11 protein-coding genes are annotated in these 13,791 nt (G+C 69.5%); all 11 read left to right on the top strand.

All coding sequences use genetic code 11. The features are described 5' to 3' along the window. Nucleotides 1–1,052, top strand: a 1,052-nt coding sequence (locus FJ694_RS08675; protein WP_157266134.1) for a type IV pilus secretin PilQ, incomplete at its 5' end; no start/stop codon positions are given. 135 nt (nucleotides 1,053–1,187) lie between these two features. Then, the gene (locus tag FJ694_RS08670) at nucleotides 1,188–1,742 is read left to right on the top strand and encodes a shikimate kinase (protein ID WP_157266158.1); all 555 of its coding nucleotides are present in this window, start codon (nucleotides 1,188–1,190) and stop codon (nucleotides 1,740–1,742) included. A 22-nt stretch (nucleotides 1,743–1,764) separates the two neighbouring features. After that, nucleotides 1,765–2,859: a 3-dehydroquinate synthase gene (gene aroB / locus FJ694_RS08665; RefSeq protein WP_198320769.1), complete on the top strand. Its 1,095-nt coding sequence runs from the start codon at nucleotides 1,765–1,767 to the stop codon at nucleotides 2,857–2,859. A gap of 26 nt (nucleotides 2,860–2,885) precedes the next feature. Then, complete coding sequence (locus tag FJ694_RS08660) at nucleotides 2,886–4,019, top strand: deoxyguanosinetriphosphate triphosphohydrolase (RefSeq protein WP_157266130.1); 1,134 nt, start codon at nucleotides 2,886–2,888, stop codon at nucleotides 4,017–4,019. Between the two features lie 65 nt (nucleotides 4,020–4,084). Beyond that, complete coding sequence (locus FJ694_RS08655; RefSeq protein ID WP_157266128.1) at nucleotides 4,085–4,357, top strand: type II toxin-antitoxin system Phd/YefM family antitoxin; 273 nt, start codon at nucleotides 4,085–4,087, stop codon at nucleotides 4,355–4,357. Continuing rightward, on the top strand, nucleotides 4,354–4,683 hold the full coding sequence (locus FJ694_RS08650; protein WP_157266126.1) for a type II toxin-antitoxin system RelE/ParE family toxin: 330 nt from the start codon (nucleotides 4,354–4,356) through the stop codon (nucleotides 4,681–4,683). The genes FJ694_RS08655 and FJ694_RS08650 overlap by 4 nt, the downstream gene beginning before the upstream one ends. Before the next feature lie 25 nt (nucleotides 4,684–4,708). Beyond that, nucleotides 4,709–5,404, top strand: a complete 696-nt coding sequence (locus FJ694_RS08645) for a transposase (RefSeq protein WP_157266124.1) — start codon at nucleotides 4,709–4,711, stop codon at nucleotides 5,402–5,404. A gap of 175 nt (nucleotides 5,405–5,579) precedes the next feature. Next, on the top strand, nucleotides 5,580–10,340 hold the full coding sequence (locus tag FJ694_RS08640; protein ID WP_157266122.1) for a glutamate synthase-related protein: 4,761 nt from the start codon (nucleotides 5,580–5,582) through the stop codon (nucleotides 10,338–10,340). 129 nt (nucleotides 10,341–10,469) lie between these two features. After that, a complete protein-coding gene (locus FJ694_RS08635; RefSeq protein WP_157266120.1) occupies nucleotides 10,470–11,936 on the top strand; it encodes a glutamate synthase subunit beta in 1,467 nt (488 codons plus the stop codon). 215 nt (nucleotides 11,937–12,151) lie between these two features. Next, nucleotides 12,152–12,985 (top strand): ABC transporter ATP-binding protein, encoded by an 834-nt coding sequence (locus FJ694_RS08630; RefSeq protein ID WP_157266118.1) that lies wholly within the window; start codon nucleotides 12,152–12,154, stop codon nucleotides 12,983–12,985. Beyond that, nucleotides 12,982–13,773: a lipid asymmetry maintenance ABC transporter permease subunit MlaE gene (mlaE, locus tag FJ694_RS08625; protein WP_157266116.1), complete on the top strand. Its 792-nt coding sequence runs from the start codon at nucleotides 12,982–12,984 to the stop codon at nucleotides 13,771–13,773. Before FJ694_RS08630 ends, mlaE begins: the two co-directional genes overlap by 4 nt. Nucleotides 13,774–13,791: the final 18 nt, after the last annotated feature.

The raw sequence follows: 13,791 nt of genomic DNA, 5'->3' as shown, positions 1-13,791 counted from the left end.
CGCCGCCGGGCGGGCCCGGCACGGCCACCGCCGCGGCGCTGGCGCCGCTGCTGGCCGCGGGCGGGGCAGGCGGCCTGGGCGGCGGCGCGCTGCCGCCGGCCACCCGGCTGCTGTCGCCACGCGGCAGCGTGCTGTTCGAGCCGCGCACGAATCAGCTCTTCGTCACCGACGTGCCGGCGCGGCTGGCGGAGGTGCAGGCGCTGATCGAGCGCATCGACGTGCCGGTGCGGCAGGTGCTGATCGAGGCGCGCATCGTCGAGGCCGACGACCGCTTCGGCCGCGCCCTGGGCGTGCGGCTGGGCATGACGGACCTGCGCCGCGCCGCCGGCGACCGCGCCGGCGTCGGCCTGGGCGGCGGCACCTTCCTCGCGCCCGGCGGCAACTACAACGCGGTGGGCGCGGCCACGGGGCAGGGCGCCACGGCCACCTATGCCGACAGCCGCTTCGTCAACCTGCCGGCCAACACCGGCGCGCTGGGCACGGCCGCGTCCGCCGCCACCTTTGCCGTCACGCTCTACGGCGCCTCGGCCAACCGCTTCCTGAACCTGGAGCTGTCGGCGCTGGAGGCCGACGGACGCGGCCGTGTCGTCTCCAGCCCGCGCGTGGTCACGGCCGACCAGGTCAAGGCCGAGATCGAGCAGGGCGAGGAGATTCCCTACCAGTCCGGCACCTCCAGCGGCGCCACGCAGATCGAGTTCAAGAAGGCCAGCCTGCGCCTGGAAGTCACGCCGCAGATCACGCCCGACGGGCAGCTGATCCTGGATGTGCTGGTGAGCAAGGACAGCCGCGGCGCGCTCACGCCCACCGGGCCGGCCATCAACACCAAGCGCGTGCGCACGCAGGTGCTGGTGGAGGACGGCGGCACGGTGGCGCTGGGCGGCATCCTGACCCGGGAGGAGCGCAAGGACGTCAACAAGGTGCCGCTGCTGGGCGACCTGCCCGGCGTGGGCGCGCTGTTCCGCGACACGGTGCGGCTGGAGAACAAGACGGAGCTGCTGGTGTTCATCACGCCGCGGGTGGTGGAGCCGCAGCGCACGGCCGCCGCGCGCTGACCGGCGCCGCGGCGCCGCCGTGTCAGCGGGCGCAAGGTGGTGGCGCGTCATACTCGCGCCTTTTCGCAGCCCGCGGCCTTTCCCCGCCGCATTCCCTTCGCGGACCGCGCCGTGCCCCTGATCTCCCTCGTCGGCATGCCCGGCGGTGGCAAGTCCACCGTCGGCCGCCAGCTCGCCCGGCAGCTCGGCCTGCCCTTCTTCGACTCCGACCACGAGATCGAGGCGCACATCGGCATGTCGATCCGCGCCTACTTCGAGCTGCACGGCGAGCCGGCCTTCCGCGACCTGGAGTCGCAGACCATCGAGCGGCTCACGCGCGGCCCCGACTGCGTGCTGGCCACCGGCGGCGGCGCGCCGCTGCGCGAGCACAACCAGCGCGTGCTGCGCGCGCACTCGCACGTCATCTATCTGCGCTCCACGCCGGAAGACCTGTTCCGCCGCCTGCGCCACGACACCACGCGCCCGCTGCTGCAAGTGAAGGATCCGCTCAAGCGGCTGCGCGACATGTTCCGCGAGCGCGACCCGGTCTACCTGCGCACGGCGCACTACGTGATCGAAACCGGCCGCCCCTCGGTACCCGCGCTGCTGCAGATGATCCTGATGCAGCTGGAGCTCGCCGGCGTGGTGGACGCCGCGCGCGTGCCTTCGCCCATCGACCCCCGCCACGGCCCCGAGCCGGACCCTGCCTAGAATTTCCTGCATGGATCCCCGAATGAATGCCGTCCCCACCCGCGAACTGCGCATCGACCTGGGCGAGCGCAGCTACGACATCCGCATCGGCTGCGGCCTGCTCGACGCTCCCGAATCGTGGAGCGGCCTGCCGCGCGCGGCGCAGGCGCTCATCGTCAGCAACACCACCGTGGCGCCGCTGTACGCGCAGCGGCTGCACACGGCGCTGGCGCGGCACCACGAGCGCGTGCTGCAGGTGGCGCTGCACGACGGCGAGGCGCACAAGGACTGGGCCACGCTCAACCTGATCTTCGACGCGCTGCTGGAAAACGAGTGCGACCGCCGCACCGTGCTGTATGCGCTGGGCGGCGGCGTGGTGGGCGACATGGCGGGCTTCGCCGCGGCCTGCTACATGCGCGGCGTGCCCTTCGTGCAGGTGCCCACGACGCTGCTGGCGCAGGTGGACTCCTCGGTGGGCGGCAAGACCGCCATCAACCACCCGCGCGGCAAGAACATGATCGGCGCCTTCTACCAGCCGCGGCGCGTCATCTGCGACCTCGACGTGCTCGACACGCTGCCACAGCGCGAGCTCTCCGCCGGGCTGGCCGAGGTCATCAAGTACGGGCCGATCGCCGATCCGGCCTTCCTCGACTGGATCGAGGCCAACCTGGATGCGCTGCGCGCGCTGGACAAGGCGGCGCTGTCGCACGCGGTGCGGCGCAGCTGCGAGATCAAGGCGGCGGTGGTGGCGGCCGACGAGCGCGAGAGCGACCTGCGCGCGATCCTGAATTTCGGCCACACCTTCGGCCACGCCATCGAGGCCGGCCTGGGCTACGGCGAGTGGCTGCACGGCGAGGCCGTGGGCTGCGGCATGGTGATGGCGTCCGAGCTGTCGGCGCGGCTGGGCCTGGTGCCGGCTGAATTCCCGGCTCGCATGCGCCGCCTGGTCGAGCGCGCCGGGCTGCCGGTGCGCGCGCCGGCACTCCCTGAGGAACAGTGGCTGGCGCTGATGCGGCTGGACAAGAAGGCGCTGTCCGGGGAGATCCGCTTCGTGCTGATCGACGGCCTGGGCAAGGCGGTGCAGCGCGGCGCGCCGGAAGGCCTGGTGCGCGAGGTGATCCGGGCCTGCAGCGCCTGACACGACTTCCTTCAGGAGCCTGGCCGATGCGAGCGTCCTATGCCAGCGACCCGGAGCGCTCGCGCGGGCGGCGCCATCCGCAGCCGGCCGCGCCCACGCGCAGCGAGTTCCAGCGCGACCGCGACCGCATCGTGCACAGCACGGCGTTCCGGCGCCTGGTCTACAAGACGCAGGTCTTCCTCAACCACGAGGGCGACCTCTACCGCACGCGGCTGACGCACTCGCTGGAGGTGGCGCAGCTGGGCCGCTCCATCGCGCGCACGCTGGGGCTCGACGAGGACCTGGTCGAAGCCATCGCCCTGGCGCACGACCTGGGCCACACGCCCTTCGGCCACGCCGGGCAGGACGCGCTCAACGAGGCGCTGCGCGGGCACGGCGGCTTCGAGCACAACCTGCAGAGCCTGCGCGTGGTGGACGCGCTGGAGCAGCGCTATCCGGACCACGACGGCCTGAACCTGACGTTCGAGACGCGCGAGGGCGTGCTCAAGCACTGCAGCCCGGGCAACGCCCGCAAGCTGGAGGCGCAGGAGCCCGGCGGCGTGGCGCGGCGCTTCATCGAGGGCACGCAGCCCTCGCTGGAGGCGCAGCTCACCAACCTGGCCGACGAGATCGCCTACAACGCGCACGACATCGACGACGGCGTGCGCTCCGGGCTGCTCACCATCGAGCAGGTGCGGGCGGTGCCGCTGTTCGCGCGCTTCGTCGAGGCGGCACTGGCCGAGCACCCGACGCTTTCCGGGCGGCGGCTGCTGTTCGAAGCCATCCGCCGCATGCTGTCGCAGCAGATCTACGACGTGATCGATGCCACGCGTGCGCGGCTGGCGCACTACGCCCCGCAAAGCGCCGACGACGTGCGCCAGTCGCCGCCGATGGTGTGCTTCAGCCCGGCCATGCGCGAGGAAAGCCGCCAGCTCAAGAGCTTCCTCATGCGCCACCTCTACCGGCATCCACAGGTCATGGCGATGACCGGCAAGGCGCAGGACGTGGTGCGCGCGCTGGTGGCGGCGTACCTGGATCGGCCGCGGGAAATGCCCGCCGACTTCGCGCAGCGGCCTGACCTGCACCGCGCCGTGGCCGACTACATCGCCGGCATGACCGACCGTTTCGCGCTGCGCGAGCACGCGCGGCTGACGGGGGCGGCGGCGTTCGAAGGGCTGTGAGGCCTGCTGTCCAAAGTGGACCGAATAAGGTCCAAAATCGGTCCGATTCAACGCTGGAGCCGACGATGAAGTACTCCACTCAGGTGCGACCCATCAGCTATCTCAAGAGCCATGCGGCGGAAATCGCAAGGGATCTTGCCGAGCGACGTGAACCACTGCTGATCACGCAAAACGGCGAGGCCAAGCTGGTCGTCATGGACGTGCGCTCGTTCGAAGAGCAGGAGCAGACACTGGCCCTGTTGAAGATCCTGGCGCTTGGACAGCAGGAAATTGAGCAGGGGCGCTTTCGCGACGCATCCGAGGTATTCGCAGAACTGGACAAGGACGATGAGGCGTGAGCGTGCGCGTCGTTTTCCTGGAGTCGGCGCAACATGACCTGAAAGACTTGCGGCGCTACCTCACTGTCAACTTCGGTCGGCCGGTCTGGCAAAGCAGCTACACGAAGCTCAAGCAATCGATTGAGCTGATCCGGAGGCAGCCCCAGTCGGGGCATGTTCCGGATGAACTGGTGCGGCTGAACCTGGGGCCGTATCGCCAAGTGATCTCAGGCATGAACCGCATCGTCTACGAGGTCCGGGAGGGCGTCGTGTACGTGCATGTCGTCTGCGATTGCCGCATGGATCTCATGTCGCTGCTGGCGCAGCGTTTACTTGGAAACCGCTGAAGGTTTTCACCTCCCTGCCTCCGTCATGGCCCGTCTTCCCCGCCTGGCACTGGCCGGGCAGCTGCACCACCTCGTGCTGCGCGGCAACGCCGGCCAGGCCCTGTTCGCCGACGACGACGACCGCCAGCGCTGCCTGGACATGCTGCGCGAGGCGCTGCGCCTGCACGGCGTGGCGCTGCACGGCTACGCGCTGCTCGAAGACAGCCTGCAGCTGCTGCTCACCCCCGACACCGGCACCGGCCTGAGCGCGGCCATGCAGGCGCTGGGCCGGCGCTACGTGGCCGCCTTCAACCGCCGCCATGGGCGCTCCGGCACGCTCTGGGAAGGGCGCTATCGCGCCACCGTGGCGCAGCCGCAGCGCCATTTCCTGCCGTTGCTGACGCTGGTGGAAGTGCAGCCGCAGCGCCTGGGGCTCGTGCCCAGCGCGCTCGACTGGCGCTGGTCCAGCGCCGCGCACCACCTGGGCCGGCGGCGCGATCCGCTGGTCACCGACCACCCGCTGTTCTGGGCCACCGGCAACACGCCCTTCGAGCGCGAGCTGGCGCACCGTGCCCGGCTGGAAGCTGGGCTCCCGGAGCCGCAGGCGCTCTCGCTCATGGATGCCACGCTCAAGGGCTGGGTGCTGGGCGACGCGGCCTTCATCGCCGCACTGGGCGCGCATACCGAGCGCCCGCTGCAGCCGCGCCCGCGCGGGCGGCCGCGCAAGGCAACGCCGGCCTGAAACCAGTGACGGTGCGCGACTGGGGCAACCTGGCACCAAGTTGAACTGTCCCCATTTATTTCTGCACGGAGAAAGTGCGTTGAATAAATGTGGTCTGACCCTGTTTTATAGCGCTTGAATCGGGGGGCATCCTGGACTAGTCTCCGCGTCTTCCCTGATTGCCCTGGAGAGCGCCATGAGCACGGCTGCCGGATCGACGAACAACACTGCCACGGCTGCCGAAATCGCGGCGCTGGCCGAGGGTGGCCTGTACCAGTCCACCAACGAGAAGGACGCCTGCGGCGTCGGCTTTGTGGCCCACATCAAGGGCCAGAAGGCGCACGCCATCGTGCGCCAGGGCCTGCAGATCCTGGAGAACCTGGACCACCGCGGCGCGGTCGGCGCCGACAAGCTCATGGGCGACGGCGCGGGCATCCTGATCCAGATCCCTGACGAGCTCTACCGCGCCGAGATGGCCAAGCAGGGCGTCGAGCTGCCCCCGCCGGGCGAGTACGGCGTGGGCATGATCTTCCTGCCCAAGGAACACGCCTCGCGCCTGGCGTGCGAGCAGGAGATGGAGCGCGCCATCCGCGTCGAGGGCCAGGTGCTGCTGGGCTGGCGCGACGTGCCGGTGGACCGCGACATGCCGATGAGCCCCACGGTGCGCGCCAAGGAGCCGGTGATCCGCCAGGTCTTCATCGGCCGGGGTCCGGACCTCATCGTTCCCGATGCTCTTGAGCGCAAGCTGTACGTGATCCGCAAGACGGCGTCCGCCGCGATCCAGAAGCTCAAGCTGACGCACAGCCACGAGTACTACGTGCCCAGCATGAGCTGCCGCACGATCATCTACAAGGGCCTGCTGCTGGCCGACCAGGTCGGCACCTACTACCTGGACCTGCAGGACGAGCGCACGGTGTCGGCCCTGGCCCTGGTGCACCAGCGCTTCTCGACCAACACCTTCCCCGAGTGGCCGCTGGCGCACCCGTACCGCTTCGTCGCGCACAACGGCGAGATCAACACCGTCAAGGGCAACTTCAACTGGATGCGCGCCCGCGAGGGCGTGATGAAGTCGCCGGTGCTCGGTGACGACCTGCCCAAGCTCTACCCGATCAGCTTCGAGGGCCAGTCCGACACGGCCACCTTCGACAACGCGCTGGAGCTGCTGACGATGGCCGGCTACCCGCTGGCGCACGCGGCGATGATGATGATCCCGGAGGCCTGGGAGCAGCACACGCTCATGGACGAGCGCCGCCGCGCCTTCTACGAGTACCACGCCGCCATGATCGAGCCCTGGGACGGCCCGGCCGCCATGGTGTTCACCGACGGCAAGCAGATCGGCGCCACGCTCGACCGCAACGGCCTGCGCCCGGCGCGCTACATCGTCACCGACGACGACCTGGTGGTCATGGCCTCGGAGTCGGGCGTGCTGCCCATCGCCGAGAACCGCATCGTCAAGAAGTGGCGCCTGCAGCCGGGCAAGATGTTCCTGATCGACTTCGAGCAGGGCCGCATCGTCGACGACGCCGAGCTGAAAAACCAGTTCGCCAGCGCGCGCCCGTACCGCCAGTGGATCGAGAACGTGCGCATCAAGCTCGACTCGATCGACGCCAAGGGCGGGCTGCCGCAGTTCGCCGAGACGCTGCTGGACCGCCAGCAGGCCTTCGGCTACACGCAGGAAGACATCAAGTTCCTGATGGCGCCGATGGCCACGGCCGGCGAGGAGGGCACCGGCTCCATGGGCAACGACAGCCCGCTGGCCGTGCTCTCGGACAAGAACAAGCCGCTCTACAACTACTTCAAGCAGCTGTTCGCCCAGGTCACGAACCCGCCGATCGACCCGATCCGCGAGGCCATCGTGATGTCGCTCAACAGCTTCATCGGCCCGAAGCCGAACCTGCTCGACATCAACGCGGTGAACCCGCCGATGCGGCTCGAAGTGTCTCAGCCGGTGCTGGACTTCGACGACATGGCGCGGCTGCGCTCGATCGAGAAGAGCACGCACGGCAAGTTCAAGACCTATGAGCTGAACATCGTCTACCCGCTGGCCTGGGGCCACGAGGGTGTCGAGGCCAAGCTCGCGTCGCTGTGCGCCGAGGCCGTGGACGCCATCAAGGGCGGCCACAACATCCTCGTCATCACCGACCGCCGCATGGACCGCACGCAGGTGGCGATCCCCGCGGTGCTGGCGCTGTCCGCCATCCACCAGCACCTGGTGCGCGAGGGCCTGCGCACCACGGCCGGCCTGGTGGTCGAGACCGGCTCGGCGCGCGAGGTGCACCACTTCGCCGTGCTCGCGGGCTTCGGCGCGGAGGCCGTGCACCCGTACCTGGCGCTGGAGACGCTGGTGGAGATGCACCAGTCGCTGCCGGGCAACCTGAGCGCCGACAAGGCCATCTACAACTACATCAAGGCCATCGGCAAGGGTCTCTCGAAGATCATGTCCAAGATGGGCATCAGCACGTACATGTCGTACTGCGGCGCCCAGATCTTCGAGGCCATCGGCCTGGACAAGGCGCTGGTGGACAAGTACTTCCGCGGCACCGCCACGCAGGTGGGCGGCATCGGCGTGTTCCAGATCGCCGAGGAAGCCATCCGCATGCACCGCGCCGCCTTCGGCGACGACCCGCTGCTGCAGTCCATGCTCGACGCCGGCGGCGAGTACGCCTGGCGCGTGCGCGGCGAGGAGCACATGTGGACGCCCGACGCCATTGCCAAGCTGCAGCACTCCACGCGCTCGGGCAAGTACGAGACGTACAAGGAATACGCGCAGCTGATCAACGACCAGTCGCGCCGCCACCTGACGCTGCGCGGCCTGTTCGAGTTCAAGTTCGACCCGAGCAAGGCCATCGCGCTGGAAGAGGTTGAGCCCGCCGCCGAGATCGTCAAGCGCTTCGCCACCGGCGCGATGTCGCTGGGCTCGATCAGCACCGAGGCGCACTCGACGCTGGCCATCGCCATGAACCGCATCGGCGGCAAGAGCAACACCGGCGAGGGCGGCGAGGACCCGGCGCGCTACCGCAACGAGCTCAAGGGCATCCCCATCGCCGACGGCACCAAGGTGTCGGACGTGGTCGGCAAGGACGTGGTCGTCACCGACTACGCCATGAAGGCCGGCGACAGCCTGCGCTCCAAGATCAAGCAGGTGGCTTCCGGGCGCTTCGGCGTGACGACGGAGTACCTGGTCAGCGCCGACCAGATCCAGATCAAGATGGCCCAGGGCGCCAAGCCGGGCGAGGGCGGCCAGCTGCCCGGCGGCAAGGTGTCCGAGTACATCGGCTTCCTGCGCTACTCGGTGCCGGGCGTGGGCCTGATCAGCCCGCCGCCGCACCACGACATCTACTCGATTGAGGACCTGGCGCAGCTGATCCACGACCTCAAGAACGCCAACCCGCGCGCCGACGTGTCGGTGAAGCTGGTGTCGGAAGTGGGTGTGGGCACCATCGCCGCGGGCGTGGCCAAGTGCAAGGCCGACCACGTCGTGATCGCCGGCCATGACGGCGGCACGGGCGCCTCGCCCTGGTCGTCGATCAAGCACGCCGGCACCCCGTGGGAGCTGGGCCTGGCCGAGACGCAGCAGACCCTCGTGCTCAACCGCCTGCGCAGCCGCGTGCGCGTGCAGGCCGACGGCCAGATGAAGACCGGCCGCGACGTCGTCATCGGCGCGCTGCTGGGCGCCGACGAGTTCGGCTTCGCCACGGCGCCGCTGGTGGTCGAGGGCTGCATCATGATGCGCAAGTGCCACCTCAACACCTGCCCGGTGGGTGTGGCCACGCAGGACCCGGTGCTGCGCGCCAAGTTCTCGGGCAAGCCCGAGCACGTGGTGAACTACTTCTTCTTCGTCGCCGAAGAGGCGCGCCAGATCATGGCGCAGCTGGGCATCCGCAAGTTCGACGAGCTGATCGGCCGCGCCGACCTGCTCGACATGAAGAAGGGCATCGAGCACTGGAAGGCGCGCGGCCTGGACTTCAGCCGCATCTTCCACCAGCCGGCGGTGCCGGCCGAGGTGCCGCGCCTGCACGTCGAGACGCAGGACCACGGCCTGGAAAAGGCGCTGGACCAGCGCCTGATCGAGAAGGCCAGGCCCGCGATCGAGCGCGGCGAGAAGGTGCAGTTCATGGAGCAGGCGCGCAACGTCAACCGCTCCGTGGGCGCGATGCTCTCCGGCGAGGTGATCCGCCACCATCCGGAAGGCCTGCCCGACCAGACCATCTTCGTGCAGATGGAAGGCACCGGCGGCCAGAGCTTCGGCGCGTTCCTGGCCCAGGGCATCACCTTCTACCTGATCGGCGAGGCCAACGACTACACCGGCAAGGGCCTGTCGGGCGGGCGCATCGCGGTGCGGCCCAGCATCGAGTTCCGCGGCGACGCGACGCAGAACATCATCGTGGGCAACACGGTGCTGTACGGCGCGACGGCTGGCGAGGCCTTCTTCCGCGGCGTCGCGGGCGAGCGCTTCGCGGTGCGCCTGTCGGGCGCCACCGCGGTGGTGGAGGGCACGGGCGACCACGGCTGCGAGTACATGACCGGCGGCACCGTGGCCGTGCTGGGCAAGACCGGGCGCAACTTCGCCGCGGGCATGAGCGGCGGCCTGGCCTACGTCTACGACGAGGACGGCCAGTTCGCCCAGCGCTGCAACACGGCGATGGTGGCGCTGGAGAAGGTGCTGCCGGCCGAGGAGCAGCGCGCCGCGCAGGGCGAGGCCTCGTTCCACAAGGGCCAGCCCGACGAGGTGCTGCTCAAGAAGCTGGTGGAAGACCACCACAAGTGGACCGGCTCGCTGCGTGCGCGCGAGATCCTGGACAACTGGGCCGCCGCGCGCGCCAAGTTCGTCAAGGTGTTCCCGCACGAGTACAAGCGCGCCCTGGGCGAGATGGCGGCGCGCCGCGAGGCCGGCGCCACCATCGCCAAGGCCAAGGCCCCCGAGGCCAAGGCCGCGGGCAGCGTCCCGGCGAAGTAAAGAGGCGGCCGGCCGCGGCCGGTGCCCTGAGAAGGGCGCCGGGCCGCGCCGTCCGGGCCGCGCGGGCGCAGCCATGCAAGGCGGCGCTCCCGCGCGGCGGCCAACGATCAGCGAAGGTAGAGAAACATCATGGGTAAGGTCACCGGCTTCCTCGAATACGAGCGCATCGAGGAAGGCTACGAAGGCGTCGAGACGCGGCTGAAGAACTACAGGGAGTTCGTGATCGGCCTGACCGCCGAGCAGGCGCAGGTGCAGGGCGCGCGCTGCATGGACTGCGGCACGCCGTTCTGCAACAACGGCTGCCCGGTCAACAACATCATCCCGGACTTCAACGATCTCGTTTACCGCAATGACTGGCGCAACGCGATCACGGTCCTGCACACGACCAACAACTTTCCCGAGTTCACAGGCCGCATCTGCCCGGCGCCGTGCGAGGCGGCGTGCACGCTCAACGTGAACGACGACCCCGTGGGCATCAAGTCGATCGAGCACGCCATCATCGACCGCGCCTGGATGGAAGGCTGGGTGCAGCCGCAGCCGGCCAAGGTCAGGACCGGCAAGAAGGTCGCGGTGGTGGGCTCCGGCCCGGCCGGCCTGGCCGCCGCGCAGCAGCTCGCGCGCGCCGGCCATGACGTGGTGGTGTTCGAGAAGAACGACCGCGTCGGCGGCCTGCTGCGCTACGGCATCCCCGACTTCAAGATGGAGAAGTCGCACATCGACCGCCGCGTCGAGCAGATGAAGGCGGAAGGGGTGAGCTTCCGTTGCGGCGTCATCATCGGCGACATGCCCAAGGGCTCCAAGGTCACCAACTGGGCTAAGGAGAAGATCAGCCCCGAGCAGCTCACGGCCGAGTTCGACGCCGTGGTGCTGGCCGCCGGCTCCGAGGTCTCGCGCGACCTGCCCGTGCCGGGCCGCGAGCTCGACGGTGTGCACTTCGCCATGGAGTTCCTGCCGCAGCAGAACAAGCATTGCGCCGGCGACAAGGTCAAGGGCCAGATCCGCGCCGACGGCAAGCACGTCGTCGTCATCGGCGGCGGCGACACCGGCAGCGACTGCGTGGGCACCAGCAACCGCCACGGCGCCGTGAGCGTGACGCAGTTCGAGCTGCTGCCCATGCCCCCGGAGACCGAGGACAAGGAGCTGACCTGGCCCTACTGGCCGTACAAGCTGCGCACCTCCTCCAGCCACGAGGAAGGCTGCCAGCGCGAGTTCGCCATCGCCACCAAGGAATTCATCGGCGAGAAGGGCAAGGTCACCGGCGTCAAGACGGTCCGGCTGCAGTGGGAAGGCGGCAAGATGGTCGAGGTCCCGGGCTCCGAGCAGGTGCTCAAGGCCGACCTGGTGCTGCTGGCCATGGGTTTCACCAACCCCGTCAACACGCTGCTCGAAGGCTTCGGCGTGGAGCGTGACGGCCGCGGCAACGCCCGCGCCACGACCGACTTCACCGGCGGCTACGCCACCAACGTGCCCAAGGTCTTCGCCGCCGGCGACGTCCGCCGCGGCCAGAGCCTGGTGGTGTGGGCGATCCGCGAAGGCCGCCAGGCCGCGCGCGCGGTCGACGAGTTCCTGATGGGCGCCAGCGACCTGCCGCGCTGAGACGAAAGCGCCGGCGCAACGGGGCGTGCATGCGTGCACGGCCCTGTTGCTCCCAGATGTCCGCGCCGGATGGGCTTACGGCTTGCTGCACCGCAGCAACGCTGCCCGAAGGCCCACGGGCGTGCATGAGACAATCCAGACCCGCCGGCATTTCTGCTCGCGGGTCTTTCTTTTTTTGCGCGGGCGCAAGGTTCGCGTGATCTTGTGCCTTCCTGATGCCCGACTCCTTGATCGAGATCGACCATGTCAGCTTCGGCTATGACGCCCGTCGGCTGATCCTCAACGACGTGAGCCTGCGCTTTCCGCGCGGCAAGGTCACGGCCATCCTGGGCGGCTCGGGTTGCGGCAAGACCACGCTGCTGCGGCTCATCGGCGGCATCGCCGCGCCCTCGTCGGGCCAGGTGCGCTTCGACGGCGAGGTCGTCAACGCGCGCAACCGAAGCCAGCTGCTGCGGCTGCGCCGGCGCATGGGCATGCTGTTCCAGTTCGGCGCGCTCTTCACCGACCTGGACGTGTTCGACAACGTGGCCTTCCCGCTGCGCGAGCACACCGGGCTGCCCGAGGCGCTGATCCGCGACATCGTGCTGATGAAGCTCAACGCCGTGGGCCTGCGCGGCGCGGCGCGGCTGCGCATCTCGGAGGTGTCGGGCGGCATGGCGCGGCGCATCGCGCTGGCGCGCGCCATCGCGCTGGACCCGGACCTGATCATGTACGACGAGCCCTTCGCGGGGCTGGACCTGATCTCCATGGGGGTTGCGGCCAACCTGATCCGCAAGCTCAACGACGCCACGGGCGCGACCTCGCTGGTGGTGTCGCACGACATTCCGGAGTGCATGGCCATCAGCGACCACGTGATCCTGATGGCCGCGCCGGGCGGGCGCATCGTGGCGCAGGGCACGCCGGCGGAAGTCATGGCCTCCACCGACCCCGAGGTGCGCCAGTTCGTGCGCGGCGAGCCCGACGGCCCGGTGAAGTTCCATTTCCCCGCGCCGGCGCTGGCGCAGGACTTCGGCGTGGCCGGCGCCGCCGGCAAGCGGAGCGCGGCATGAAGACCCCCCTGGACGCACTGGCGCGGCTGGGCGCCGGCACCCTGCTGATGCTGCGCGCGCTCGGCCACGCGGCCTTCTTCTTCATCGACCTGCTGCGCGCCACGCCGGCGGCGCTGGCGCGCTTCCCGCTGGTGATCGCGCAGCTGCACGCCATCGGCAACCTGTCGCTGCTGATCATCCTGGCCTCGGGCATGTCGGTGGGCTTCGTGCTGGCGCTGCAGATGTACTACGCGCTGGTGACCTACGGCGCGACCGAGTCGCTGGGCCTGATCGTCAACCTGGCGCTGGTGCGCGAGCTCGGTCCCGTGGTGGCGGCGCTGCTGTTCGCCGGGCGCGCGGGCACGTCGCTGACGGCCGAGATCGGGCTGATGAAGGCCGGCGAGCAGCTCGCGGCCATGGAGATGATGGCCATCGACCCGCGCGCGCGCGTGCTGGCGCCGCGCTTCATCGGCGGCGTGGTGGCCATGCCGCTGCTGGCGGCGATGTTCTCGGCCATCGGCATCCTGGGCGCCTACGTCGTGGCGGTGCTGCTCATCGGCGTCGACTCGGGCAACTTCTGGTCGATCATGCAGGGCCGGGTGGACGTCTGGCGCGACGTGGGCAACGGCCTGGTCAAGAGCATCGTGTTCGGCGTGATCTGCACCTTCGTGGCGCTGTACCAGGGCTACGAGACCGCCGCGACGCCCGAAGGCGTGGCGTATGCCACCACGCGCACGGTGGTGATCTCCTCGCTGGGCGTGTTGGCGATGGACTTCATCCTCACCGCGCTGATGTTCTCCACGCCCTGACGGCGCACCCGGACTCCT

It is taken from the genome of Azohydromonas aeria, from assembly GCF_009760915.1.
Classification (GTDB): Bacteria; Pseudomonadota; Gammaproteobacteria; order Burkholderiales; family Burkholderiaceae_C; genus Azohydromonas; species Azohydromonas aeria.
The sequence above is the reverse complement of the archived record's forward strand: the minus strand, read 5'-3'. Positions and strand labels throughout refer to the sequence as shown.